Source organism: Allobosea sp. 10L422 (assembly GCF_056395345.1).
Genome location: NZ_JBFTJI010000012.1, coordinates 39,652 through 65,718, shown reverse-complemented (window position 1 = coordinate 65,718; position 26,067 = coordinate 39,652). Strand labels below are relative to the sequence as shown.

Genomic DNA, 26,067 nt, shown 5'->3' with positions numbered 1-26,067 from the left:
GGATGTCGGGGCGAACTCCTCTCGGATGGTAGCCTGTCATGACCCAGACCAAGCCCGCCCCCCGCATCGCCATCACCTATTGTTCGATGTGCAACTGGATGCTGCGCTCGGCCTGGCTCGGCCAGGAGCTGCTCTCGACCTTCGGGCAGGACCTCGGCGAGGTTGCGTTGATCCCGCGCACCGGCGGGATCTTCCAGATTCATTACGACGGCGAATTGATCTGGGACCGCAAGGCCGATGGCGGCTTCCCGGATTCCAAGGTGCTGAAGCAGCGCGTGCGCGACCGGCTCGACCCCGAGCGCAGCCTCGGCCATGTCGACGGCCACACGATGTCGGCGGAGGCGGAGAGCTGAAGCGCTGCCTCGCCGTCATGGTCGGGCCTGACCCAACCATCTCGGACACCAGCGCCTTCTTGTCATGCGATTCTCGGGTCTGCGGTTCGCTCCGCCCGAGAATGACGCCTGTCAGGCGAGGCGCCCGCGCGTCGCCGCGACCCAGGCCTTCAGGCGCCCCTCGGGATCGGCATTCAGCGTGATGTCGGTCACAGCTGCGACGATGTCGGCGCCGGCCTCGAAGACCCCAGGCGCGCGCTCCAGCGAGATGCCGCCGATGCCGACCAGCGGCAGATCGCCGATACGGCGCTTCCATTCGCCCAGCCGCTCCAGCCCCTGCGGGCCGAAGCGCATCTGCTTCAGAATCGTCGGATAAACCGGACCGAGCGCGACATAATCGGGCTTTGCCGCCAGCGCGCGTTCCAGCTCGGGCTCGTCATGGCTGCTGATGCCGAGCCTGAGCCCCGCCTTACGGATCGCATCGAGATCGGCCTCGTCGAGATCCTCCTGGCCGAGATGGATGAAGTCGCAGCCCTCGGCGATGGCGAGCTTCCAGTAATCGTTGACGACAAGCACGCAGCCGGCCGCGGCGCAGAGCGTCTTCGCCCGCGCGATCTCGCGTGCGACTTCGATCTCGGAACGATCCTTGACGCGCAGTTGCACCAGCTTGACGCCGAGCGGCAGCATCCGCTCCAGCCAGTCGGCGCTTTCGAAGATGGGGTAGAACGGATCGAGCTTCATGCGAGAGCAGACTTTCAGGCCAGGAAGGCTTTGCCCATGACGGGGGTGGAAGGAGCGGCCATGTCGCGCGCTTCGATCGGCTGCGCGGCGAAGGACTGGCGGCCGGCACGGATGGCAAGCGCGAAAGCCTCTGCCATCGCGGCCGGATCGCCCGCCTTCGCGACGGCGGTGTTGAGCAGGATGCCGTCATAGCCCATCTCCATCGCCTGCGCGGCGTGGGAGGGCAGGCCGATGCCGGCATCGACGACGAGCGGAATGTCGGGGAAGTGCTGGCGCATGCTGCGCAGGCCGTAGGGGTTGTTGAGTCCCCTGCCCGATCCGATCGGCGCGCCCCAGGGCATCAGCACCTCGCAGCCGGCATCGAGGAGGCGCCCGCCGACGACGAGGTCCTCCGTGGTGTAGGGAAAGACCTTGAAACCGTCATCGGCAAGGATGCGGGCCGCCTGGACCAGCGCGATCACGTCCGGCTGCAGCGTGTCGTCCTCGCCGATCACCTCGAGCTTGATCCAGTCGGTCCCGAAGACCTCGCGCGCCATCTGCGCGGTGGTGACGGCTTCCTTGACGGTGTGGCAGCCCGCCGTATTCGGCAGCACCCTGACGCCGAGCTCGCGGATCAGCGCCCAGAAGGCCTGACCGGCACCGCCGGCCGATTCCCGGCGCAGCGAGACGGTGACGACCTCGGCGCCCGAGCGCTTCACCGCCTCGGCCAGGATGGCGGGCGACGGATATTGCGCCGTGCCGAGGAAAAGCGGGTTCTGCGGCGCGAAGCCATAGAAGGATGCCATCTCAGCCTCCCTGCATCGGTGCGACGATCTCGATGCGGTCGCCCTCGCTCAAGGCGACGTCAGCCCGCTTGCGCGCCGCCACGAAGTCTCCATTCACCGCCGTCGCAACGATGCGGTCGGCAAAGCCGAGCTCGGCCAGCGCCTCGGCCAGCGTCTTCGCCGCGATCTCCTGCGGCGCGCCGTTAAGCAGCAAGGTCATGCAGCATCTCCGGTGTTGCTTGCGGGTTCAGCACGGCCTCCGCCGCCATCCGCGCCATGGCGGGGCTGAGCAGGAAACCGTGGCGATAGAGCCCGTTGACATGGATCACGCGGCCGCGGCGCGTCAGCCGCGGCAGGTTGTCGGGAAAGGCCGGGCGGGCATCGGTGCCGATCTCGACGACCTCCGCTTCGCCGAAGGCGGGATGCAGCGCATAGGCCGCGCCGAGCAGCTCCAGCATGGCGCGGGCGGAGATGCGGCTGCGCTCGCTGCTCTCGATCATCGTCGCGCCAACCATGAAGAGGCCGTCTGCGCGGGGCACGATATAGAGCGGGATGCGCGGATGCAGCAGCCGGACGGGCCGCGACAGCTGGATCTCGTCGCTCCGGAGGAGCAGCATCTCGCCCTTGACTCCGCGCAAATCGGGCAGGACATCGCGCGCCGCCAGCCCGCGGCAGTCGAGGACGATATCGGCATCGAGATCGGCCGGCTCGACCGTACTGCCGAAATGAAGGGCGGCCCCATTTGCGACGAGGCGTTCGGCCAGGGCTGCTATGGCTTGGCGCGGATCGAGATGCGCCTCGGCGGAGAAGAACAGGCCGCGCGAGAAGCGGCCGGCGAGATCGGGCTCCAGCCCGGCGATGGCCTCGCTGTCGATCTCCTCGAAATGGTCGGTGCGCTGACCGAAGCGGCGCAGCTCCGAACGGTCCCGGCTCGGCGCAACCACGAGCGTGCCGTTGCGAGCGACGCCGCCGGCATGGCGCTCCCACCAATCGGCCGCCTGCTGCCCGAGCCGAATCACCGGTTCTTCGGCGCTCTCGCCCTCGCACCAGGGCGCGAGCATGCCGCCGGCATACCAGGAACAGGCTTCGGCGCCGATACGCGGGCCGCGTTCATGCAGGACGACCTGCACACCCCGCGCCAGCAACTCGGTGGCACAGGCCAGACCGACGACGCCAGCGCCGACCACAGCAGCTGTCAGGACTGAGTGAGGACGTTCTGGCGTCATGCTTTCCCTGCTTCCGGGAAGGCAGCGGCCTGAGGCGCGAGCGAGGTGTCTGCGAGCCGAAGACCGTTCCCTTCGCCGGCATTACCCGGATCAGGTGCGATGGGTTGGCGCGAGCCACGCCTCTCAGCCTTTCGGCACCCCAACGGACAGCGCCAATTTAATGGCAGCGCCGCCGGGGAGCAAGCGGAGCCGGCGCAAGGCTCCGTTGCGGCGGCCTCGCACCTCCCGACCACGCCCTTCGCACGGGAGTGATCGGGAGGTGCGCCCGCGCGAATACACAGGTCGCGCGAAGGAAGTTGTCGGCGAGACTTGTCAAAGGCCTCTGCAATCGGGCATAGAGCCTCTCGCCGGAGACGTGGCCGAGAGGCTGAAGGCACTCGTTTGCTAAATGAGCATACCCCACAAGGGTATCGAGGGTTCGAATCCCTCCGTCTCCGCCACTCCTACCCTCTTGATTAATAAAGACAATTTTAAGCGCTGCCGGGCGAAATACACGGCGGCATACACATGGCTGGCTATCTCTGGCGTCGCGGGGGCCGATTCTGGTTCCAGATCGCTATTCCGATAGATCTCCGGGGAGCGTTCGGGAGCACTCCCGTTCGACTACCTCTGCCCTGTGACGATTATCGGGACGCGTCGCGTTATGCCCGTCGACTCGCCGGCATCGCCGAGAGCTGGTTCATGGAGCTGAAAAGGGAACGCTTCACGGGGTTGACCAAGCTCGCAGCCGAGCGAGGCGGGCTACCTAATGTGCGGGAGCGCCTGTATGATCAATTGGCCAAGGAGATCCGGGAGATCACGCGCCAGGTAGCTGAGCTCGACGATTTGCGTAAACCTCGCGCCGTCGGCAGCGATCGGGAGATGATCGCCCATCTGCAATACCGCAACAACGTCCTCGAAACGATCCTCGCGAATCTCGACGACAAAGCCAGGGCCATAGCCAAGGAGTATGCAGACTTCTTCGCCAAGGCAGGCGCAGAACGGGGGCGTCTGTATGAAGAGATGGGCGAATCTGAAGCGCATTTTACGTCAGAAGTCGCCGAGGCTTTCCATTCAGTCCGCCAAACGGAAGGTCGCCTTCAAACACTGCAAAAGCATGTTGCCGATGGCATCGGGCTTCAAAATTCCGTCACGCGGAAAGCCGATAGCGCGCTGGATGAGAACAAGCGCCTAGCTCTGGCTAATGCCGCATTGATCGAAAAATTGGATTACAAAGGCCCCCTTCTTTCCGCTTCGAAGCAGAATTTCCTCGACAACATGCGCATAAAGGGCGTGTCACGGAAGTTGGTGGTCGACGTAGAGACCAAAATCGATCTGTTCATGAAATTGATCAACGACAAGCCGGTTGGCAGCTATCTTGTCTCGGATCTGCAGAGATTTGCCTCGCGGCTGAGCTACCTTCCTCAGAAGCACTCAATCAGCCCCCGCTGGCGGGGCCGCGATGTTGTCGAGGTCATTGCTGAAAACGAGGAAAGGCGCTCCCCTCGCGTCGAGTACCTGACCGAAAACACCATCATCAACAACTTCGTTGGTCGGGTTAAAACAGCCATCCGCTGGCTCTGTATCGAGAACGGGGTCGATAACCCGTTCCGGGAGCAAATTCGGATCGTGGCGCCATCAGCGCGGTCATCCGTCATCCGTCACGGTTTCACGATCGAACAGGTCAACTCCCTGATCGAGCACTCAGCTTTTGCCAAAAAGGCCGACGAGGCTTGGCTTCCTATAGTCGCCCTCCTGACCGGCACCCGAATCGGCGAGTTGGTGGGGCTTTGCCCGGATGAAATCGAGCAGCGGAACGGCATCTGGGTAATGGACCTGACGCGCCAGGAAAGCGACTACCGGCCTTCGCCGCGCTCTCTGAAAACCGAAACCAGCCGGCGTTATGTCGTGCTCCATCGCAGGCTGATCGAACTTGGCTTTCACAAATGGGCTACAGATGAAAGGCGCGAGTGGGTCTTCGAGGACTTCCATCGTGCCAAGACGCCAGCCAACGCAGCATCAAAGCGGTTTCAACGCTTGTTCAAGCTCTGGGGCCTAACTGGACGCAACACGGAAGTTTTCCATGCGCTTCGGCATACATATAAGGATCTTGCGCGCGCCGCGGGGGTCGAGGAGCGCACGATTGCCCTCCAAACAGGCCATAGCCTTGATGGTGTGGCGATGAACTATGGCTCGAAGATGCTGCGCCCCGACGAGATGAAGCGGCTTTCGCAAATCGACTTGCCGACCGAGTGGAACCTTCAGCCCTATGAAGGCCTGCCTCTAAGGATTGCGGCCAACGACCCCAAAGCTCGGTACAAGAAGCGCTACCGCCGCCTGGCTGTGGATTTCGAACGCTGAGTTAGTCGCTAAGTCCGTTGGTGCTGAGGCTTTGTGGACCGCGCCGGGTTTCCCGGAGACCATTTCGTTTGAGTGACGCCGCCATGGCTGGCTCATCCAGCATGCCGTCGTAGCGTTCCTCAGCCTCGGCAGACGGGTCGCCGCGGATCTGCACTAGCAGCAGCGCACCAACTAGCGGCCCGGCTGCTCAAAAGGCATCGACCTCGTTTCGCGCGACGAAAGGCGATTGAACACCGATTGGTTGTGGATGCCTTTGCCCGAGACCTTGTGGATCAGAGGCTCGATAGCGGAGCCTAAGCCTACGATAGATCGAGGCCGACATGCCAACACCGTTCGAGACGAGCATGCCGGCTGGCGGCAACGTACAGGCCGACGTGGCTGAAAACGACTATCGATGATCAATTCTCTCGTTCACAGCCTTCTCCAACTCGGCCATGCGACGTCCGGGAACCTTGAATTCGCGCATCGCGACGACGTGCACGTCAGCTACGGCGAGGAAACGATCACGGAGACGAACCTGCTGGAGCTTCGGCGCCGACATCCGCACCGGATCCAGCTTCGGACTTTCTGTAAGAAGGACGAAGCGCTGAATGGTGCCGACTGGGAATGGCATATCCTGGGCCGTGCACGCCGGTTCTCCATGCGGGTGCAGGCGAAGCGTCTCCAGAAGGACGGTGTCCTGAAGGTCCACCATCGTGTCAAATCGTCCGGACGCCTCCAGCTCGACCTGCTCATTGAGGACGCCCAGAAGCACAAGCTAAAACCGGTCTATTGTCTCTACGCGCCTGCCAGTCGCCAAAAACGTTGGAAGGAGCCAAGCCCCTGGCCCGGCTTCAAGCCGTTTGAGCACGGGTGTCTGTTGGCCAGCGCCTATAAGGTGAGATCAAATGAACCCTCCGCTCTTGATGAGATAGAAAACCACTGTGTTCCATGGCATTTCCTCGCTCAGCGCCACGCCTTCTATCGAATGGAGCGTGCTACTAGACTGCGGCTTGGTACTGACGGGTCTACACTCAGTTTCCTCGCCACGTCGCTTGATGTTGCTCCGTTGCTCATAGGTTCCGAAATGGCGGATGGCAGCAGCGAGTTCCCCGACCTCGCCGAACTTAATGACCCTGACGACGATGGCGCAGGACGCGAGGGCGTATCTGCCGACTACCTGCCCTTCGATTTGTCTGCTGCCGACTATCTCGAACGCGGCATCATTGGAATGATTACTATCGACGCGCGCGGCTTGTTGCCGATTGAGCTGGGGGTCCAAAGGCGCGGCGAATGAATGCCATTATGATCATCGTCAGTGTCGATTCTAGCATTTTAACCAGCTGAGAGATGGCAGGCCGCCTTGCCCTCGACTGGCGAGACCGACAACCACGAGGCCCAAGTTGAGGTACTTGCACAATCCACCCGATGCAGCGTCGCTGATGACATCGGCTCGTAGCTTCGGAAACTATGATCTTTCGAGTGCACTTGCCGATTTGCTCGATAACAGCATCAAAGCTCGGTCACGCAATATCTCTATTCGCTGTGTGCGGACTGCGGATGGACCGGTGGTCCGGATCCTAGACGATGGGACTGGGATGACGGCTGACGAGCTGAATCGTGCGATGCGGCCAGCCAGCACCAACCCGGATGATGAGCGCGCACCTGATGATCTCGGCCGATTTGGATGGGGTATGAAATCTGCTTCCCTGTCACAGTGCAGGCACCTCGTCGTACTCACACACCATAAGGGGGAGCTCGCTGGCGCGTCTTGGGACCTTGACGACCTCGCCGACTGGAAGATGGGCATTCTGGACGACGAAGAGATCCGGGCCGGCGCGAGCGATCAGCTGATCGAGCGCGAGGGAACCGAGATCATCTGGTTAAAGTGCGATCGCTTGTCCGAGTTCGGCCAGGTGGCGACCAAAGGGTTCAACGACATCGTCGCCCACGCCAAACGACAGATCTCGCTTATCTTCCACCGTTATCTTGGCGGTGAGGAAGGACTCAAGAAGCTGAAGGTGACTTTCAACGGTGATCCTCTCAAGCCGGTTGACCCATTCCTTCGCGGACATGACGCGACGCAAGCGCAGCCGAAGGAGACGCTGACCCTAAACGGTCAGCCGGTTGAAGTGCAGGCCTTCATCCTGCCGCATTATTCCAAAGTTACGGAGGGCGAACACGAGCAACTTGGTGGCGAGGAAGGGTTCGTCCGAAATCAGGGTTTCTATGTCTACCGACAGCATCGGCTGATCATGCACGGCACCTGGTTTCGGCTTGTCCGGCACGGCGAGCTTTCGCAGCTGGTCCGAGTTGCTGTCAACATCCCCAATTCGCTCGATGCGATGTGGAAGATTACGCTCGACAAGGCCGACGCGCAGTTGCCAACCGGCCTTAAGAGTCGACTGAAGGACATCGTCGAAGGACTCAAACGCAAGTCAGTACGGGTTTTCCAGTCACGCGGTGGCCGGCTGCGAGAAGAGGCTGGCAAGACATCGGTTTGGGCAAAGTATGTCCGCAACGGCGAGCTGCGCTACTACCTCAACCGCGAACACCCGCTCATCGCGAGCATGCTTGAGGACGAAGATCAGGAGCGCGCCAGAAGTTTTGCTGCGGCGCTGGGCATCATCGAAGACTGTTTTCCGGTGATCAGTATCGGCGAAGATTATTCAGTCAGCCCTCACATGATGAACCAGAGCGCGGTGGACCGTGACACGTTTATCGACAAACTCGACGCCGCACTGCCGGCGCTTCTTCTTAGGGCAGAGGGCGATTTCAGAACGCTGCGCGAGATCCTCGCATCAACCGAACCTTGGTCTGCTCAGACCAGTCTCGTGACGCAGCATCTTAATGATAAAGGATGGCACTGAATGTTCGATAGTGAGCTCGCATATTTTCGTGCGTCCATCTCCCGGGATTATGGCGATTACATCGCTCAGGGCCTTGGACTGCCCGAGAGCGCCATCGGTGAGTTGGTTCGTGGCGGTCCTTTCCGGCACCTAGACGAGCCTGCAATCAACATGATCATACGGGAGTTGGAGACCAGCTTTACAGTTACGCAGCTGCGTGGCGCGGTAATCACGAAAGACCACCGGCCATGGCTAGCGTCAAAGCGCACCGATCTCGACTTCTACTACTGGAACCGTCTGCGCAAATTTTATCTCGAAACAGGCACTCTCCCCTCGCACGTACTGGCGACGTTGGATTCGGACACTGACGAGGTCCTCGACCAGTGTGGAAACCCGAGGGATGATTCATATGGCGCAGTTCGCGGCATGGTCATGGGCAACGTTCAGTCTGGCAAGACGACCAATTATTCGGCTCTAATATGCAAGGCGGCAGATGCCGGATATAGGGTAATCATACTCCTTGCCGGGATTACAAACTCCCTTCGCGCGCAGACCCAAGAACGCCTCGACGAAACTTTCATTGGCAAAGTCTCGATGTTTGGTGCTGCCGCCCAACAGTCGCTCCCTATCCAGAACTACTCACAGACGCGCCGAATTCCCTCCTATGGCACCACGCGGGTGTCGGATTTCTCCAGCGGTAAGGACGGCATCTACTTCGGCCTCGCCGGCCATCGGGAGCCGATGATCTTCGTCACCAAAAAGAACAAGGCGATCCTTGAGCGGCTGGCGGAATGGATTGAGAAACAGGGAGAAACTGGCGGCTACGACCTGCCGCTTCTATTGATTGACGATGAGGCCGACAACGCGTCCATCAACACGGCCAAGGACCCGAAGAGAACAACCGCCATCAACGGCATCATAAGGCAGATACTGTCGAGGTTCCCGCGATCGGCCTACGTTGGCTATACCGCAACGCCTTTCGCAAACATCTTCATCGATCCGGAAACTACGGAAGAGATGGAGAACGACGACCTCTTTCCCGGCAACTTCATCAAGGCACTTGATCCACCCAGCAACTACGCAGGATCGCACCGCATCTTCCGGGAAGGCGGCAATCTTCGTGACAGCATGGTGCGGATCATTACCGATTATCGGACGCTGCTTCCGCTCAGTCACAAGAGCAGTCTTATTGTCAGCGAGATCCCAGCCAGCCTGCAGCATGCCATTCGGGTGTTCTGCATAACGCGTGCAATCCGGGTGCTGCAGGGCAAAGGCAAGGCTCACTGCTCGATGATGATCAATGTGAGCCGCTTCAATGCCACCCAAGAGCAGGTTCTCGGCTTAGTCTACGCCTACCTCAACGAGATCAGGGATGCGGTGGCGGTTAACGCCGCGCTCCCACCCCAAGAGATCGACGATGAGGTGATGGCGGATCTCCACGCGAGCTTCGCAAAGGAATTCAGAGAGAGTGGCCTAGAGTGGTCCGACCTGCTGGTCGCCTTGAACGAGGGAGTCCAGTCGATTCAAGTCCGGACCGTTAACATGAAGGGCGGCAAGCTCGACTATTCGCTGCATAAGGCCGACGGCCTGCACGTCATCGCGATCGGCGGGCTCGCACTGTCACGCGGTCTTACGCTGGAAGGCCTAACGGTCTCCTATCTGCTTCGCAACGCGACAGCGAGCGATACGCTGATGCAGATGGCCCGCTGGTTCGGCTACCGGCCAGGGTACGAAGAGTATTGCCGGCTCTACTTGCCGCAGATTTCCTTCGATCACTATGAGTTTGTTGACGAGGCCACCGAGGAGCTGCGCAGCCAGATTAAGCGTATGGAGGCAGCGCGCAGGACGCCGCGAGATTTTGGCTTGAAAGTTCGCCAGAGTCCGCTCGCCATCCGGGTTACTGCGGCCAACAAGATGCGCTCGGCGGAAAAGCTGACCATTGCTCAGGATTATTCCGCGCGGCACATCGAAGGCTTCGCCCTCCCCAACGACACTGCCACGGGCATTAAGCACCGTGAGGCTGCCGAGGCCTTTCTCAATAGTCTCGGCGCGCCCGACGAGATCGACAAGGGCTACATCCGATGGTCGGCGAAAGGCCGTGCTGTTCTGGGGCTGCTGGAACAATTCCGCTTTGTCGACCACGCAGATCTCGCCGTCATTTCCGACCACTCGCTTTTTCATGATTATGTCGAGGATCGAGTGAATGACGAACTCTTGGATTGGGACGTAGTCCTGCCAATGCGCCAGACCGGCGATATGCAGCGCTTCGCAGGTCAGAACATCAACTTTCGATCGCGCGACCAAGGCACGGCTCGGAGCGGCGTATATCGAGTTTACGGGAGCAAGAACCGAGTGGCTGATCCGGGCGATGCGCAGATCGGACTCACCACTACCCAGAAGAAGCTCGCCGAAGAGCGCTACGAAGCGGGAGACTACAAGAAGGAACGCGCGGCCTGTTCGGTTCGTGAGCGGCCGATGATGCTGATTCACGCCTTCAATGCGAAGCTCAAGAGGGAGGAGGGCGAGAGCGACGAGGCGCTCATGCTGGACGTGCCGGTCGTTACCCTGTCCTTCTGCATGCCCGAGACCGCAAGGCCTGCGAAGGAGCGCACCTACCAAGTCAACGCTGTCTATCGCCAGCAACTTGAGCTCTACCTTGACGAAGGAGACGATGACGCCGAAGCGTTGGCGGAGGCTCAGGATGCTGAATGAGTGGGCACAGATCGTCGCGCCGGCTGAGGCGGGGGCCCGCAATGTCCGGCTCGCTGACAGCAGTCATCCCCTTGATTTCCGGATCGGCCGGGATCACCGCGCTCGCTATTTGTTCCAGCTAGACGGGGACTGTGCCGAGCCTGCTGGGCTTGACCTGCCAAAGATGACGGCGCTGACCTGCGACCTCGAACAGCTCGCCAACGGGCGGGCGCGCCTATCTCTGGTACTGGCGCACACGGCTGATTTCCTGAACTTTTCACTTCTGTGCACCAGCCTGATGCTCGCAACCGAAAAGCTCACGCCCAGCCAGTCGGCGCAGGGTCTTATCACCACGCTCGACGGGCTTCACCGGTGGCAGGAGATGCTTCGCCGGCGGGCCGACCGCATGCTCTCGAAGCCCGAGCGTATCGGACTTGTCGGCGAGCTTCTGTTTCTTCGCGATATCCTTGCCGAGCGGCTGGGCTGGCACAGCGCCGTAGCCTGCTGGAACGGGCCCGGCGGGCACGAGCAAGACTTCGTAGTGGGACGCAATATCTTCGAAGTGAAAACCCAAGTCGTCACCGCGGATCGGCGAATTATGATCTCATCGGAAGACCAGCTTGATCCGGTGCAAGGCCGCATTTTGCTGTGCAATCAGGGGCTGGCTCCCCTCGCTGCAGGCGCCCCCGCAGCCTGCACACTGAACACCTTAGTCGAGACCGCCCGCACACATGCCGGCACTGCCGGTTCGGGCACCGCCGAGCGCCTCGATATCGCGCTCCTCAAAGCAGGGTACGAGGAGCGCGACGAATACGACGAGGAGAGCTGGGTGTTGGTCGACCGCGCCTGGTATGAAGTCCGGGAAGACTTTCCACGCATCGAGCGAAGTGATCTGCGCCCGGGCGTCGAACAAGTGAGATATTCGATCCGGGTCAGCGACTGCGCGGCATTCGCGGTCGCGGTTGATAAAGCATTCGGGGGGATGGAATAATGAGCGATCTGCAGGGGGCGTTCGAGGAGCTTCGCGACGACATCATGCTCGAAGCGCAGGCGCGCGGCGTCTTCCAGCAGGAGGCGTTCTTTGAGCTGTATGCAGAGGCTGCTTCCGAAAACGGCGACACAATCGACCTTGAATATGCTCATAGCCGCCGCGAAGGAGGCAGTCGGCCGTACCGCATCGACGGCCATGCCTTCGATGCAGATCGCGGAACGCTCCATCTGGCCGTTTGTGACTATCGCGATGGCACCGAAATTGAAGCGCTTCAAAACGACCGACTGAGCTCGGCGCTGAAGCAAGCTGTCAACTTCTTCGAGAACGCCTGCTCTTCGTCATTCATTAACTCGATTGAGGAGACCAGTCCCGCATTCACTGCCGCCTATCCCATATATGTCTCGAGAGAGTCGATCCGCCGCCTTCGTGTCATCCTTTTTAGCAATGCGCGCCTCGCGACCAAGCGGCCGCCACAGGTCGCTGAGGAGGTTCGCAACCTGCCAGTTGTCTACAGCGTGCTCGACGCGACACGCTATTTTGACATCCAGAAGAGCTTCAAGTCGCCGGAGCCTATTGAGGTCGATCTTGTATCTGCAGCCGGAGCGCCCCTACCCTGTCTGAAGGCATCGACCGACGCCGCCGAGCATCAATCCTACCTGCTAGCTATTCCGGGCCATGTACTTGCGGACGTGTATGGTCTCTACGGGGCGCGCCTTCTGGAGCAAAACGTCCGGACCTACCTTCAGGCGCGTACCAAGGTAAACAAGGGTATTTTGGAGACGATCAAGAAGACGCCGGAGATGTTCTTTGCCTACAATAATGGGCTGACGGCGACGGCATCTGGGGTCGATCTTCGAACTCTTGAAGACGGACAGCTTGGCATCGCGGCCATCCAGAATCTCCAGATCGTGAATGGTGGTCAGACAACCGCCTCCATCCTTTACGCAAAAGATGTCGGCAAGGCTGCGTTGGAGCGTGTCCACGTGCAGATGAAACTGTCGGTCGTTCCGCCGGAACTCATCGAGCAGGTGGTGCCGAAGATATCGCGGTACGCGAACACTCAGAACAAGATTTCAGAAGCTGATTTCTTCTCCGGTCATCCCTTCCACCTGCAGATGGAGCGTTACTCGCGTATTCTGTCAGCCCCTCCCCAGGACGGAGCAATGACGGGGCACAAATGGTTCTACGAGCGCGCTCGGGGACAGTACCGTGATGGAATGGCCTATTCCTCCCCGGCCGAAAAGAAGAGATACCAGCTTGAATTCCCTAAGGAAAAACTGATCGAGAAAACCGATCTGGCAAAGTATGTGCTGACCTTCGAGCGCAAACCGCACATTGTTTCCCGCGCTGCTCAGAAAGCTTTCATGGCTTTTGCCGATGAGACGGCGAAGGCATGGAAGAGCTCGCCGACGCAGTTCAACGAAATTTGGTACCGTAACGCCTGCGCAATGGCATTGTTGTTCCGCTGGACCGACAAGTTCATTGCCGAGGCGGACTGGTACAAGGTGGATCGGGGCTACAAATCTCAGACGATTGCTTATACGCTTGCATGGCTAGCCCAGTACGTCGTTGACACAGGCCACGCCAAGTTGAACTGGACGCAGATCTGGAATACCCAAGCGGTGCCAGTAGAGCTTCAGCATCTGATCGCGGAGCTGGCACCCCAGATCGCCAATGCCATCCGCCGCACTCCACCCAACATAAGTGACGTCCGCGAATACTGTAAATTCGAGATCTGCTGGCAGTCGCTGAAGGCTGAAGCATTTGCAGTTTCGCCTCTTCCGGATTTCCTAGTGCTGGACTCCGACGACGCTAAGGAAGAAAAAAAGGAAGCGAGAGCTACTGCCCGAATGGACGCGGAGCTGGACATTGACATCCAGCTGCCGGCAATCGCGCCCAAGGCCGAGATCATTCGACTAACGGTCGAGCGGCGCGGCCTTTTATCGCCGAAGTCGGAATCCGGCCTCCGCAAGCTCGCCGCCATGAACTTCAATCTCGGCAGGCCAGAGAAGAACGCCATCAAGCTGCTGCTCAATCGAATGGCCGACGACGGGTTTCTTTGGCAGGAGCTCTAACGATCGTTAAAGCCGATACATAGCGCTACCTTTGAGGACTGAGGCCAACGATCGGCGAACTCGATACAAAATAGTCACCGCCTGCTGGGTGTGGATTTTGATCGCTGAGCTACGCGCTAAGGGCTATTTGCCCTGAGTGCTTGCGCCAAGCGTGAAATTGTTGACTGACTGACGTCGAACCACCGTGCCAAATCGGCCTGAGTGGCGCTTCCCGACGCTAGGGCCTCCAACGCATCATGGCGTTGATGCTGAGTGAGACTGCCAGGCCGACCCATATGCTGGCCTCGAGCCTTGGCGCGGGCCCGCCCCTCGCCAGTCCGCGCCCTGATCAGCTCCCGCTCGAACTCGGCGAGCCCTCCAAGTACGGTCAGCATCAAACGGCCGTGCGGGGTGGTGGTGTCCGCCCAAACATCGGCGAGGGACCGGAACCCGGCACCCGACTTTCCGATGCTGTCCAAAATATTCAGAAGATCGCGGGTTGACCGCGCAAGACGGTCGAGTCTGGTCACGAGGAGGCTGTCGCCGGCCTTTAGCACCTTGAGTGCTTTGGCCAGCTCTCTGCGATCGGTTTTCGCCCCGCTGGCAGTTTCGTAGAACACCTTTTCTACGCCGGCAGCCGACAGCACAGCCCGTTGCGCATCGAGCGTTTGGCCGTCTGTCGAGACGCGGGCGTATCCATATATCGGCATTCTGATGGCCTCCCAAGACATCTAATTTATGCAAGTATCTTTTGCATAAACTAAGTCCTTGAGAAACCGCGAACTTGGCGCTCATGCAAAAGTCTTGATTTATGCATAAAATTTGAGGCTGAAGGCTAGTGCTCAGACAGTCCTTGATTTCGAAAAGGTTCGCTCTGCGCTCATCGCGGCCTTTGAATCGTTAGCTTGCCGGCACGGGGCGCTATACACCGCATAGTATCGCTGCCGTGTCAGGTTTGCGCTGCCACAGGCTCTGCAGGCAAGGCAACAATATTATCAGCCCCAAACAGCGCCGTAAGACGCGCCATCGCATTCGCACTGAGCAACTGTGTAACCAAAATTGCTAAGCGGACCTTGGGCCGAGAGCATGCAACGTAGAAGAGATTGCGATTGTTCTCGAAGAACTCCGCTTTGTCGGCGGGCGGGCCGAGCTCAATCCATTCGAGCATCTGAGCGAAGTTGTATTTGTTCCAGCCGCGGCCGACGATCACCAGCACGTTCTCGAACTCGGCGCCCTTTACGCCATGTTTCGTGGCGAATGGGGTGTGTCCGTCTATGAAGCGATCAAGGGCGACCAGCTCAGCGTATGGGACTGCACGCAGTTTCCGGAGCTGAGTAACACGGCGGGGCTCTCCTTCGACAGGCTCGGGGCTGGCTTCGGTCAGCCGTCGTTCTGCGTCTTCGACTGGCTCCGGAAGACGCATATGCGGCTGTGCAGCGATAAAATCGACGACCTCGCCGATGGTCCCCGACGCGCGCAGGGCGATCAACGCAGTCATGGCGTCCGACCATGCGACCTTGTCGGCGTGCCTACGGATTCTTGGTGCGCTGGTTCCGAAACATCCGAACATATCACCGTAGCGCTTGGCCTCGAATGCGGCGCAGGCCGGCTCCAAGTGGTCGGTCAGAAATTTAATATGCGGATCGTCCTTCTTGAGCCAGGGGTCGTTGAACTGGCCGTAGATCGGCGGAATGCTGGAATACCCTTGCTCGCGTGCGAGCACGCTGTGGCTGAGCATAAGGATCTTGGTCGTCCCGACCGCGAAGTCCCAACCCTCAGCTGCAAGCCTCTGCTTGAGATGCGCGAAATACGCCTTGGCCGCTTCGGGGGTGGTATCGCCGGTCCAGTGTCCGCCGCCTTGTCCGGTCCGCCTGATGCCGGGCCAAAGATTGGTATGAAACACGCGCGCCTCGCCAGGAAGGGCTGGATCACGCGCCATCTGGGGCAGCGCCGGCCGCATTCGATTGAGCACTTGGACGATCGCGTCGGTGGATCGGAAGTTCGCATTCTTGTCGATCACCTCCAGCGCCGCATGCTCGACAAGGCCGCAGCCTTCGCCGTAAATCTTCTGCCAGTGGTCGCCGAAAAGCCCAAGCTGCGGACCTCCGCCCGTGTCCAGGAAGCCCGCCTTGATCGCTTCGACGAAGCCGGCGTCGGTGTCTTGATACTCGTCGATCAAAAGGATGGGATAGCGCGCCGTCAGGACAGACCGGAACTTGGGATAGGCTAGTGTCTGAATCATCAGGGCCAGCACGTCGTCGTGCCGTAGCGTGACCTGATGATCGCTGACGCTGGGATACCCCAATTCGTAATGGACGCGGCGGGCTCCGATGCCGCCGACTGGTTCGAGGCGTTCCGCCCAGCCCTCAAGCGCAGGTACGAGCGCACGCAGCGTCGACTGGAAACCGTGTAGAATGGACCAGCAAAAGCCGTGGATCGTATCGGGACGCACGGCAGGATGGGCCTGAATGCGCGAGATGATCTCGTCCTTGGCGACGTTGGTGTAGGTGATGCAGGCGACCTGCTGCCCGCGGCGAAGAAGCTCGGCGCCGCGACGGTCGATCAGGCTACGAAGCGCTTTATCGAGCGAGTACGTCTTGCCGGCGCCGGCGCCAGCTTCCAGACGGAAGCTGCGCCCATCTTCCAGACAGGCGAACATTCGTTCAAGAGCGACGCGCCCGGCGGCGTCTGCGGGATTCTCCGCTTCCTCAGCCATTCTCGCCCACCTCAGCCACGTTCACCGCCACGCCGGCGGCGTCTGCAACGATCTCGACCGCGACCGCCGGAGCTGGGGCCACGGGTGCAGGATTGCCCTCCGCCAGCCAGCGCAGTCCCTCAGCGATATATCGGGGAACGTTCCAGTCTGTGTGCTCGATCGCGTGCTCTAGCGCGAAGGTGGACTTCTTCTGATCCCCAGCCAGGGCATAGGCGGCCAGCGCTTGGTCGCCGCCCAGGGGGAAGCGCGCAGGATTGGCCAGGATGAAGGCGTCCTCGAAGCTTCGGCCGCACGGTCCCTCGGCCGCTTCCGGTATCTGGAAGGCGACGCGCCGAACGCCGGTCGTTTTGTCAGGCGCATTCTTTCCCAACAGCGCCTCGGGCGAAACATCGTCCCCGAACCAGGCTTTCAGGCATCCGTTACTGGTGAACACGCCCTCCGCGACCGGCACGGCCACGCGCTTCCCAGCATCGTTGGGCTTCACTGCGTCGATGTCGGTGATGATGAGGGTGCGCAATTCGAGGAAGGACAGGAGACCGAAGAAGCGGTGGGCATAGGCGCCGCCGACCTCCATCACTGTGAGATACTGGCTGCCGAGCTGCGGTTGCCCGGCGGCGGCGCTGTCGGTCTTGCGAATCATGGCCGGGAGCAGGATGCGCTCCGCTGTTCCCTCGATCAGGACCGCCTTGTCGGCGAAGAACAGATCGCACCGGGTCAAGGTTAGATACTGATGCAGGAACTCGCGATCCGGCTCGGGGGCGCCGCCCATGCCCTTGCGCAAATCCTTCACGAGTGAACGGCGCATGCCTTCGCCATCTGGGACCGAGAGGAAATAGCGCATGGCCTCGAACCGCGCTTCGTTCGCCATGTGGGGAGAGTGGGTGGTGACGACGAACTGGACCGGCCACGGCCGGTTCTCATTGAGCTGGGCGATGAAGGCGCTGGTGATTTGATCGAGCTGCCGGATGAAGACCTCCTGCATCTGGGGATGCAGGTGCGCCTCGGGCTCTTCGATGAAGATCAGGTGCACCCCGGCCGCGGTCGGCGTGGCCTGATATTCGCGGAAGAAACGCAGCAACTGGAGCAGCATATAGACGAGGTTGCGCACGCCAAGCCCATTGTAGGTTTCGGGCAGGGTCATGCCGTTGACGCCGACGTAGCGAACCTTGGTGTGATCGTTCAGTAGCTTCTCGACGTCAAAGCTGGTTTCGGTAACGAGGCCTGGATCGGAGAGGCCGGGATAGCCGAACAGGTCGAACGTCGGCAGGAGTGAGGTGAGCTTGGCGTTGAAGCCGTCATGTAGGTCGCTCTGGATTTGCTCCACGGCTTCCTTGAGCTGCTCGGCCGTCGTTCGCTTCTCTGGATCGACGGGATCGGTCAGAGCCGACTGAAAGAGCACCTCGACGACCTTCCCCAGCACGTCCCGCTCGCGATGCGTGTCGTCGTCGAGGCCGCGCTGCGCGTTGATGAAGCCGCCCCGGATCAGCGTCGTGAGCGTTTTCGGCTCCAGCGACTTGCGATTGGTCGGATCATTTGGATCGACGGCCTCCAGCGATGCCGCGTAGGCAGCTTGCACGCGGCTGCCCAACGCCCGAAACAGGTTCCGGCGGTTGATCGCCACATCATCGCCGACGGCGAGATCTGTGAAGAGCACTGCAGGCGCGGTTGGCCTAGGACCATAGGTAAGAACGAGTCTTGCGTCGCTGCTGTCCGGATCGAGATCGACGATGCACTCGCTCAACGGGCCGAGGTCAGGGGCGTCAATGTCGTAGGTGATGTCGATCGTGATCTTGATGGAGGGCAGGAGTGCGGCGACGTCGGGCGCAGGTGCCCCCGCGTTGCTTGCTTCAAATGCTGTCCAGAAGCACTCGTGGCAGCCTAGGGAAAAATCCTCGATCCTGAACGATGGTAACTTGTCGCCCAAAAGTCTCCGGAACAGCTCTGCAATCGATGTTTTGCCGCTATTGTTCCGTCCTACAATTAATGTAGTTCGATCCTCTAATCCAACTGTAATATCGCGCAACAATCGGAAATTTTCAATAGCAATATTTCTTATAAACATAATTTCTATATCTCCACGCCTCTCACCATTCACAAAGTCTTTGACGGATGGCTTCTTGGAAAAAGGCCTTGAAGCTTATGACATTTGTATGATCCGAATACTCGGTCATCTTGTTTGAAGCTGACTTCAGCGCTTCCGGTACGACGAGAGTGATGCCCATTGTTCGCATTTCTTCGATAGCATTTCCAGCTACGCTCTCGTCGACAGTGGCCAGAAACAGCTCCCGGCCCTTCATCTCGCGCTCTACCTGCTTCCACCGTTCGCGCAGAGTAGTCTTGGCGCTTAGGATAAGCCCTGCGGCTTTGCCCGCTGCCGGTTGGGTCAGGTGGGACAGAGAAGGCAGAATGAAGTCAGGGCGCTTCTTGGCCTCGATGACGACCTGCTTTTGAAACGGTACATTGCCATCAATAAGCATGCTTTCGATGTGATGCTCAAAGGAGTACCCAGCCCTAGATTTCCTTTGCTGCGCGGCCGACAACATCAGGGCGTCAATGTCGGGCAGCCTGTCGACAAGGGCGCGGATCACAGCAGCAGTTGTGAAGGAACCGCCATCGTCCCCGAGTACCAGCCTGACGAGCGCTACAGCCCGCTCCCGGCGCTGGTATTCCCGAAACAATTCCCATTCGACGCCGCGGCTGATTTCTCGCAGCGCGTCGCCGGGCGCTGTCATTAGCCAAGGGTCAAGGCTCCCTATACCCGCTCCCGAGAGCCATTTGGTTCTGGCCTCGTTGGCGAGCTGAACAGTGGCTGGCATGACAGCGTTCGTCTGGGCGAACTCCACGATCGTGCCGGCCAGCCAGGCCGCGATCACCTGGTCCGCAAATCCCAGAACTTTCTCCTGCTCCTGCCTGAGCTTCAGGCTGGGATCGAATACCTCGATGCGGAAGTCCGGCTGCATATCTAGAATATCCGCCAGCAGCAGGGCGTCATCTGACGTCGAATCGACTGTCAGACACTCGAATGTGGCTCCCTCTGCGTTGCCCCTGCGGGCCATCACGAGGAACGACGCTGGCGACAGGTCCCGAAACGCGGCCTTGGGGAGCCGCGTCATATGCGTTTCCGCCCCCTTGCTCGTGTAGTGGACCAGACGTGTATCGTCCCGCGTTTCCTCGACCTCGGGCCATTCGGTCCTGAAATAGACTTCCCGAATCGGCTCACCGCCTTTGTCGCCACGATCCTTTGTCACAAGTGGCGGGAAGAATCCGCCCTCGCGCTGAGGCGGTGGAATATAGACGCCAGCCTGATGTTTGTTAGCAAATCGTGCCCAGTCCCGGTCATTATTGGATAGCTTTTTGACCAGCACCTGATCACTTCGCCTCAGCACGTGCATGAGGAGTGAGGCGGTTTCGCCAACGGCGGGTTCGAATAAGTCCGCTTGGCTCATGCGAGGCCCCGGATTTCCAGCGTCGGCGCGTCGCTGCGCAGCCATGAGGCACAGGCGTCGATCACGTCTGCGAGCGGCAGCCGGGTCCTGCCCTTCAACGCGCACTCCCAGACCACGCCATGGCGCCAGCCGGCCGCCTCGAGCTGCTCGCCAGCGCGCTGGTCGACCTCCCGGTTCCGGCCGATCTTGGTCCGCCAGAACTCGTCGCGGGATGCCGGCCAGCGGAACAGGTGGCAATCGTGCCCGTGCCAGAAGCAGCCATGGGCAAAGAGAACGGCACGCCGGCGCGGGAACACCATGTCGGGCCGACCGGGCAATGCCCGGTCGTGCAGGCGAAACCGGAAGCCGACCGCATGCAGCCCTCTCCGCAGAATCATTTCCGGCCTGGTGTCACGCCCGCGGATGCCGGACATCATCCGGCTGCGCACCTCTGGCGAGACCGTGTCAGCCATGGGCGGCGATCGGCTCGGCGCGTTCACGAACATAGGCCTGGGGCGCCGGGCGCGCGGCCTGTTTGGCCAACGCGGCCTCGATGCAGGGACGCATGGCTGCGGCCACGAACTCAACCACCGGCACCACCACCGCATTGCCGAACTGGCGATAGGCCTGGGTGTCGGAGACCGGAATCCTGAACGGCCTGCCGGGGCGCTCGAAGCCCATCAGCCTAGCGCACTCCTGGGGCGTTAGGCGCCGGGGCCGCTGGCCGGGCTGATCAATCAGAACCTCAGATCCGTCCTTATAGTACCGCGCTGACAGGGTCCGGGAGACGTCCTTTGGACCAAAAAGGCTGAATCCGAAGCCGTTGCCGGCCGCGTTGTGCTTCTTCTTGTAGTCCTGGAGGTACTGCCAGAGCTTGGGGGTAAGGGTGTATTTCGGGTCGACCTGGTCAGGCGGCAGCAAGATCGATTCCAGCTTCGGCCCGCTTTCGGCCGACGGCAGCTTCAGCGCATTGAAATCGAAGTCGTTGGGCTCGCGGAAGCCGACGATGAACACCCGCTGACGCTTCTGGGGCACCCACGGCTCCGAGCTGATAACCCGGTGCTGCACCTGGTACCCCAGCTCGTTCTTCAGCACGTTCATTATGGTGGCGAAGGTCCGCCCGCCGTCGTGGCTCTCCAGGTTCTTCACGTTCTCGAGGAGGAATGCCGCCGGCTTGTGATGGGCGATGATCTGCGCCGTGTCGAAGAACAGGGTCCCCTGGGTGTCGCACAGGAAGCCATGCGGCCGGCCAAGTGAGTTCTTCTTGGACACGCCCGCGATCGAGAACGGCTGGCAAGGAAATCCGGCCAGCAGCACGTCATGCTCGGGAATGGTGCCCGGCTCTTTCGAGAAATCCCGGATGTCGCCCGCGATCGGATGGTTGTCCGGGAAGTTCATGGCGTAGGTCTTCTGCGAATGCAGATCCCACTCCGATGTAAACACGCAGCGCCCACCGATGGTCTCGAACCCCATGCGGAGCCCGCCGATGCCGGCGAACAGGTCGATGAACCGGAAAGCCGGCCGGCTGGCCTCGATCGGCGCACAGCGCCGCGCCACGGCCTGCTTCAGCGCCCGCAGGGCAAGGCCCTTCAGCTCACGCTCGCCGCTCTGGTACCGCTGGCCGGTGCGCAGCGATATTTCCAGATAGCTGCAGGTGTCCTCGAACGTCATGCCGGCCTGCTCATGCAGGCGGGTGAACTCGGTTTTCTGGCTGGGGCGCATGCGGGAGCCGATTCGCTTGGTCTGTGTCATTTGCCGACAGCCTGGCACCAGCCTTCCCGCCGGGCAATGCCAATGTTCGTGTATTGTTCTTTTTTGTGAGCAGGATTTAACAGGAGGTTTCGCTGCAGTTGCGGCTCCTCAGGCAAGACCCGTGGCCAGATGCCTCGGCACCAAGAGGTGCATGCGCTCCGATCCGTACGGCCAGAACACCAGAAATCGGTTGCTTTCCATTCCGGGCGCCGAGCAGACCAGCTCCACCGGCTCGTCGCGGATAATCTCGATGCCGCTGGCTTTCGCCTGGGCTGCCAAGAAAACCTCAAGGTCCGGCGGCGCCTCGGTCATCACCATGGCGGCCAGCGGATAATAGTCTTCACGGAAGGGATACTCGCCGTCCTGCAGCTTCTTCAAGGTCGTGGCTCGTGTCTAAGCGTCTATCTTAGCCGCGTCGACGCCCCTGTGCCACCCCAGCGGTCGGAAACCCGCCCTCTACGGAGAAGTCGGCATATCAGGCGCCAGTGGGCCGGGGCCGGAAAAATCGTGGATTCTACGGCCGGCTGGCGGCAATCCGTCGTCAACGTGACCGGTAAAAAAGTTAGCCGCAGGAGCGCCAGCATGGCGACGCCAAAGGCGGGACACGGGACCGACTGCCTCCGGCACGTTGCTCCACTCAGGCGGCGCTGCCGCCTGACGACCCCGAAAGCTTGGGCAGCACCTCGATCAGTTTCGAGGGCGAATTGTCCTGTCCGCTCGGACCCCGGGTGTATCCTGTTTCCTGCGGACTGAAGATGCAGGCTGCGGCATGCGTCAGCACGATATCGCGGCGATCCTCGCCGCTGGCGGCATCCGTGAGCGATTTGAAGGTCAGCAATGCGTTCTGGCGATGCCGGTTCACGATCCCATTATGCTTGTGCGAAAGGAAGTTACGGGCGCACAGGACGAGCATGTAAGCGATGACGCCGAAAATCAGCACTTTGCTCAAACCGACCTGAACGGCTTCGTAGGTCGTCGTCGGGGTGATGAACGGCACTTTATGAATGAACAGGCTGAGCACGGCAAAAATGCCCAGTCCGATCGCCGTCTTTACCGTATAGGATTGCCAATTCTGGGCCGATATTTCGTGCTTTTCGGCCTCGTCTTTGAAATAAATGGCCTGCTGCGACACGCCCTGTTCGGCTGCGACCTTCCTAACCTCGTCCAGGATGCGCTGCGCCTCCTCGCGGTCCTTGCCGAGCTGTTCCATGACCGAGCTAGCCTGGTCGGTTGCGGACTGCACGGCGGCTCTGGCATCTCGCTCTAGAGCGCCGAAATCCCGTTGGCGGCTAGTCAGATAACCAATTAGCGGATGGATAATCGAAAAAATCTGGTCGTAAGAGCTGGTTAATGACGAGATGTATTGCTGTCGAGTGGCCGCCGGGCTCCCGTCCGTGTCGGCCGAGAACTTCATGATGCTCTCCAGCGTGCTGAAGAAGCTATTCGCATTATCGCGGAGTTGCGTCAGCGGAGCGGTGGGAAGGTCTTTCAAGTGCTCAATAGGCAGCTGCTGGAAAAGCCTGATAATGCGCTCGGCTGGCTCGACAGCTGCGTCAAATGAAAGACTGGAACCCAAGACATCTCGCCGGGGGAGTTGCGACGAATCGAAGGTCTGAACCCGCTCTATCGATTTGGCTGCTTCTGCCAGAATATCGGCCGCCATATTCCCCCCGTGAAGCTATCGTTGTTGCACATTACCCTTCCGGCAACTCTCGTCCGCCGTAAAGCACATTCGACACGCTCAACTCTCGACCTTCGCCCGACAGGGGTTGTCATCTGACGCTCGAACCTCACGATCGCAGGTCGGAGAAAATGTTGTCGCGGTGCGTGCTGCGCTCCGCGAGGCGCGGGCCCGGGACGTTGCTCTAGCTACGACATTGCTTCAATAGCAGAATTTTCGTGGCCACAGACTCTTGCGAGCTGCATGCGTCGGATTCATCGTAATCCGTGAAGCGTGGGAACAGCCGATAAAAGGAATCGATTGTTGCCAGCCATGGCGGCCGTAGGCCGCCAGCTTCCCAGGGGGCAGGCCCCCGTGGACCCCCAAGGGAAGGAGCACATGGCTAAACGGCCCATTTTTGTGAAGTTCCGTGCAACCGAGGTGCAGCGTGGCAATTTGATCGACGCAGCCAGGCGCTCGGGCACCACCTCATCTGCGCTTCTGCGACGCTTCGTCGCCAGTCTGCCGAGGGGACCCCAGACGGAGTTCGGTCGCATGCGCGCCGAGTGGGCAGCGGTCCGTCAGGTCGCAAACCAGGTCCTGAACTTCGCAGACGAAGCCCGTCACCATGCCCCCGCAGCTGCGGAGCAAGTCAGGATCGCCGCCGGCAGTCTTCATCGGATGGCCAGCCGCCATCTGGGGCCGATCGAGTGATCATTAAATCCGAGCGCGTGGCGGCATCGGCATCGAGAACGCGGCTGGCCAACCATCTTTTCCGAGGCCGCGAGAACTCAACCATCGCCGTCCTGCGCGGCAGCGAGCGCGACTTGGCCGATCTCTTTCGCGATGCGCGCCAGCATGGCGCTCGCTATGGCGTGAGGCACTGGATCATCGCGCCGTTGCAGCCCGCCACTCGCGAGCAGGTATTCTGCATTGTGGATTCGCTGGCAGGCGAATTCCGTTTCGATGCCAGCCGGGCGATCTTGATCGAGCATGCCAAGGAGCGCGCGACAGAGGAAGCGTTCAATCGGCACTGGCACCTTTGCGTCGGCGAGGTGAATCCTGCTGATGGGAAAGTCCTGTCGAGTTCTCACGATCATCAGCGGCATGAATATGTCGCTCGGCAATCTGAGGCCGCGCTTGGCCACACCTTCCAGCTCGGCGCACATCATCTGAGCGTCGTCGCTCGCCTGCGCCGCGAAGGGAAGAACGCTGTTGCGGACGCACTCAATGCGAGCTTTCCGTTTAACGCCGATGAAGAACCGCCGCGTGCGGCGTTCACGCATGGCGGTCATCAGATGCTAAAGCGCGGTGGCATCGACCTGCCCGCCTTCCGGGCCACGGTCAAAGCCGCGTGGAACGCGACGAACGACGCCGACAGCTTGTGCGCCGTCCTTCACCAATCGGGCCTTTCCCTGATTGCGGGGGGAAAAACCGGCGAATGGGTCATCGAAGCCGATGGCCGGTTCATCGGCTCTTTGCGCCGTCTCAGCGGCGCGCGCAAGGCGGATATCACCCGGAAAATGGAGACAGGAAATGACGGCACAATCGAACGCAACCCCGACGGTACCTCAGATGATCCTCGCGGACACGAGGTCGTTGCGAGCGGACGTGGCGGCGCTGAAGGCCGCAGCGCTACTGCTGACGTCTCCGCAGCCGGATCAGGAGGTCTCGTCTCTCGAAACCATGATGCGCACATTGTCGGCGATCCTGGACGCGATAGCCCAGTTGCGGGAGAACGTCGCTGCGCTGAGCGCTCGGGAGGCGGAAGCGAAGCTGGGTCGAGCACTTCGGGAAGTTCTGAACGACAGCGACTGATCCAGCAGCTGCGAGACTTGAACGCCAGGTTACAGAGCGAGTCGATACGGGCTCAGGAATTGGCCATCAATCCTTGCCTTAGAGCGGAGGCATCCCTCGAGGCTGCCGAGCACTCAGCGCGTGCACGGTTCGAGAGGGCTCGAATCGAGGCGCACGCAGGCGACGTTACCGTTCCGGCTTTGGCGGCGGAGGCTAGGAGGGATCAGGCACAATCCGATGAAAACAAGAACGGCATTGATCAGATCCTCGGACAGTTGGAGCAGCTTGACCATCAGCATCGACACTTCCGGTTTTTGCCGTCTTGGCTTCGGCCGCGCTACGCAGCCGAGAAGCACCGCCTTCATCAGCAGCTGGCTGCACTTCAGAAATACTCGGCGCTGAGGCAGCTCAAGGCCTCCTCATCCCATCGCAAACTGCACGTGGCGACCGCGCAGCAAACCAAGAGGAAAGCGCAAGCCTTGGAACACCTCGCCGCCGAGAGCGCACGATGCCGTTCGGTCCTAGGATCCATCTCGATTGCCAAAAGGCTTCGGGCAATCTCAATCTTCTCCTTTCTCGCACCGGCGGCTTTGATGGCGCTCGTTCGGCGATTGGAGCGCCTGCGAGACAATGACTTGCCCGCGCTGCCGCCCGAAGCACCCGCCACACGGACTCCGACGCGCTTCTAAATCTTCTGCAACTCGAGCCCAGCCGGCCTGCCCACCTTTGCGGAGGCGGCTCGGGCATTGA

At 60.6% G+C, this 26,067-nt stretch carries 21 protein-coding genes, 1 tRNA gene and 1 riboswitch; of the genes, 10 read left to right on the top strand and 12 right to left on the bottom strand.

Going from position 1 to position 26,067, the window contains the following annotated elements:
* The first annotated feature begins 38 nt into the window (after positions 1 to 38).
* Positions 39 to 353, top strand: coding sequence for an Rdx family protein (locus AC1DEZ_RS21115; RefSeq protein ID WP_047580587.1), 315 nt, complete (start codon positions 39 to 41; stop codon positions 351 to 353).
* Positions 354 to 464: 111 nt separating this feature from the next.
* Here the strand turns inward: AC1DEZ_RS21115 and AC1DEZ_RS21110 are convergent, their stop codons facing one another.
* The 4 genes from AC1DEZ_RS21110 to thiO are packed head-to-tail and all read right to left on the bottom strand — an operon-like array spanning position 465 to position 3,036.
* The gene (locus tag AC1DEZ_RS21110; RefSeq protein WP_441512435.1) at positions 465 to 1,073 is read right to left on the bottom strand and encodes a thiamine phosphate synthase; all 609 of its coding nucleotides are present in this window, start codon (positions 1,071 to 1,073) and stop codon (positions 465 to 467) included.
* A gap of 14 nt (positions 1,074 to 1,087) precedes the next feature.
* A complete protein-coding gene (locus AC1DEZ_RS21105; protein WP_476780603.1) occupies positions 1,088 to 1,858 on the bottom strand; it encodes a thiazole synthase in 771 nt (256 codons plus the stop codon).
* A 1-nt stretch (position 1,859) separates the two neighbouring features.
* Positions 1,860 to 2,057: a sulfur carrier protein ThiS gene (thiS, locus tag AC1DEZ_RS21100; RefSeq protein ID WP_441512433.1), complete on the bottom strand. Its 198-nt coding sequence runs from the start codon at positions 2,055 to 2,057 to the stop codon at positions 1,860 to 1,862.
* Positions 2,041 to 3,036, bottom strand: coding sequence for a glycine oxidase ThiO (gene thiO, locus AC1DEZ_RS21095; RefSeq protein WP_441512563.1), 996 nt, complete (start codon positions 3,034 to 3,036; stop codon positions 2,041 to 2,043). The genes thiS and thiO overlap by 17 nt, the downstream gene beginning before the upstream one ends.
* A gap of 77 nt (positions 3,037 to 3,113) precedes the next feature.
* Positions 3,114 to 3,215: riboswitch (TPP riboswitch) on the bottom strand.
* Between the two features lie 197 nt (positions 3,216 to 3,412).
* Between thiO and AC1DEZ_RS21090 the strand changes: the two genes are divergently transcribed.
* The 7 genes from AC1DEZ_RS21090 to AC1DEZ_RS21060 all read left to right on the top strand — a co-directional run bounded on the left by AC1DEZ_RS21090 (position 3,413) and on the right by AC1DEZ_RS21060 (position 13,988).
* Positions 3,413 to 3,503: transfer RNA gene (locus tag AC1DEZ_RS21090), tRNA-Ser, on the top strand.
* Between the two features lie 67 nt (positions 3,504 to 3,570).
* Complete coding sequence (locus tag AC1DEZ_RS21085) at positions 3,571 to 5,403, top strand: tyrosine-type recombinase/integrase (RefSeq protein ID WP_476780602.1); 1,833 nt, start codon at positions 3,571 to 3,573, stop codon at positions 5,401 to 5,403.
* A gap of 394 nt (positions 5,404 to 5,797) precedes the next feature.
* A complete protein-coding gene (locus AC1DEZ_RS21080) occupies positions 5,798 to 6,679 on the top strand; it encodes a DUF6615 family protein (RefSeq protein WP_476780601.1) in 882 nt (293 codons plus the stop codon).
* A 145-nt stretch (positions 6,680 to 6,824) separates the two neighbouring features.
* The gene (locus tag AC1DEZ_RS21075; protein WP_476780622.1) at positions 6,825 to 8,252 is read left to right on the top strand and encodes an ATP-binding protein; all 1,428 of its coding nucleotides are present in this window, start codon (positions 6,825 to 6,827) and stop codon (positions 8,250 to 8,252) included.
* The gene (locus tag AC1DEZ_RS21070) at positions 8,253 to 10,943 is read left to right on the top strand and encodes a Z1 domain-containing protein (protein ID WP_476780600.1); all 2,691 of its coding nucleotides are present in this window, start codon (positions 8,253 to 8,255) and stop codon (positions 10,941 to 10,943) included.
* On the top strand, positions 10,933 to 11,913 hold the full coding sequence (locus tag AC1DEZ_RS21065) for a PD-(D/E)XK motif protein (RefSeq protein ID WP_476780599.1): 981 nt from the start codon (positions 10,933 to 10,935) through the stop codon (positions 11,911 to 11,913). Before AC1DEZ_RS21070 ends, AC1DEZ_RS21065 begins: the two co-directional genes overlap by 11 nt.
* A complete protein-coding gene (locus AC1DEZ_RS21060; protein WP_476780598.1) occupies positions 11,913 to 13,988 on the top strand; it encodes an AIPR family protein in 2,076 nt (691 codons plus the stop codon). Before AC1DEZ_RS21065 ends, AC1DEZ_RS21060 begins: the two co-directional genes overlap by 1 nt.
* A gap of 116 nt (positions 13,989 to 14,104) precedes the next feature.
* On the opposite strand, the gene AC1DEZ_RS21055 is transcribed toward AC1DEZ_RS21060, so the two are convergent.
* The 8 genes from AC1DEZ_RS21055 to AC1DEZ_RS21020 form a co-directional block, all read right to left on the bottom strand.
* The gene (locus AC1DEZ_RS21055) at positions 14,105 to 14,677 is read right to left on the bottom strand and encodes a recombinase family protein (RefSeq protein ID WP_476780597.1); all 573 of its coding nucleotides are present in this window, start codon (positions 14,675 to 14,677) and stop codon (positions 14,105 to 14,107) included.
* A 239-nt stretch (positions 14,678 to 14,916) separates the two neighbouring features.
* Complete coding sequence (locus AC1DEZ_RS21050) at positions 14,917 to 16,683, bottom strand: UvrD-helicase domain-containing protein (RefSeq protein ID WP_476780596.1); 1,767 nt, start codon at positions 16,681 to 16,683, stop codon at positions 14,917 to 14,919.
* Positions 16,676 to 18,745 (bottom strand): ATP-dependent nuclease, encoded by a 2,070-nt coding sequence (locus tag AC1DEZ_RS21045; protein WP_476780595.1) that lies wholly within the window; start codon positions 18,743 to 18,745, stop codon positions 16,676 to 16,678. The genes AC1DEZ_RS21050 and AC1DEZ_RS21045 overlap by 8 nt, the downstream gene beginning before the upstream one ends.
* A gap of 22 nt (positions 18,746 to 18,767) precedes the next feature.
* Positions 18,768 to 20,129 (bottom strand): type II restriction endonuclease, encoded by a 1,362-nt coding sequence (locus AC1DEZ_RS21040; RefSeq protein WP_476780594.1) that lies wholly within the window; start codon positions 20,127 to 20,129, stop codon positions 18,768 to 18,770.
* Complete coding sequence (locus tag AC1DEZ_RS21035; protein ID WP_476780593.1) at positions 20,126 to 20,581, bottom strand: very short patch repair endonuclease; 456 nt, start codon at positions 20,579 to 20,581, stop codon at positions 20,126 to 20,128. The genes AC1DEZ_RS21040 and AC1DEZ_RS21035 overlap by 4 nt, the downstream gene beginning before the upstream one ends.
* On the bottom strand, positions 20,574 to 21,860 hold the full coding sequence (gene dcm, locus AC1DEZ_RS21030; RefSeq protein WP_476780592.1) for a DNA (cytosine-5-)-methyltransferase: 1,287 nt from the start codon (positions 21,858 to 21,860) through the stop codon (positions 20,574 to 20,576). The genes AC1DEZ_RS21035 and dcm overlap by 8 nt, the downstream gene beginning before the upstream one ends.
* 108 nt (positions 21,861 to 21,968) lie before the next feature.
* The gene (locus AC1DEZ_RS21025) at positions 21,969 to 22,238 is read right to left on the bottom strand and encodes a hypothetical protein (RefSeq protein WP_476780591.1); all 270 of its coding nucleotides are present in this window, start codon (positions 22,236 to 22,238) and stop codon (positions 21,969 to 21,971) included.
* Positions 22,239 to 22,497: 259 nt separating this feature from the next.
* The gene (locus tag AC1DEZ_RS21020; RefSeq protein WP_476780590.1) at positions 22,498 to 23,523 is read right to left on the bottom strand and encodes a hypothetical protein; all 1,026 of its coding nucleotides are present in this window, start codon (positions 23,521 to 23,523) and stop codon (positions 22,498 to 22,500) included.
* A gap of 396 nt (positions 23,524 to 23,919) precedes the next feature.
* On the opposite strand from AC1DEZ_RS21020, the gene AC1DEZ_RS21015 reads away from it, so the two are divergent.
* Both AC1DEZ_RS21015 and AC1DEZ_RS21010 read left to right on the top strand, forming a co-directional pair.
* Positions 23,920 to 24,234: a hypothetical protein gene (locus tag AC1DEZ_RS21015; RefSeq protein WP_476780589.1), complete on the top strand. Its 315-nt coding sequence runs from the start codon at positions 23,920 to 23,922 to the stop codon at positions 24,232 to 24,234.
* The gene (locus AC1DEZ_RS21010; RefSeq protein ID WP_476780588.1) at positions 24,231 to 26,006 is read left to right on the top strand and encodes a hypothetical protein; all 1,776 of its coding nucleotides are present in this window, start codon (positions 24,231 to 24,233) and stop codon (positions 26,004 to 26,006) included. Before AC1DEZ_RS21015 ends, AC1DEZ_RS21010 begins: the two co-directional genes overlap by 4 nt.
* Positions 26,007 to 26,067 lie beyond the last annotated feature (61 nt).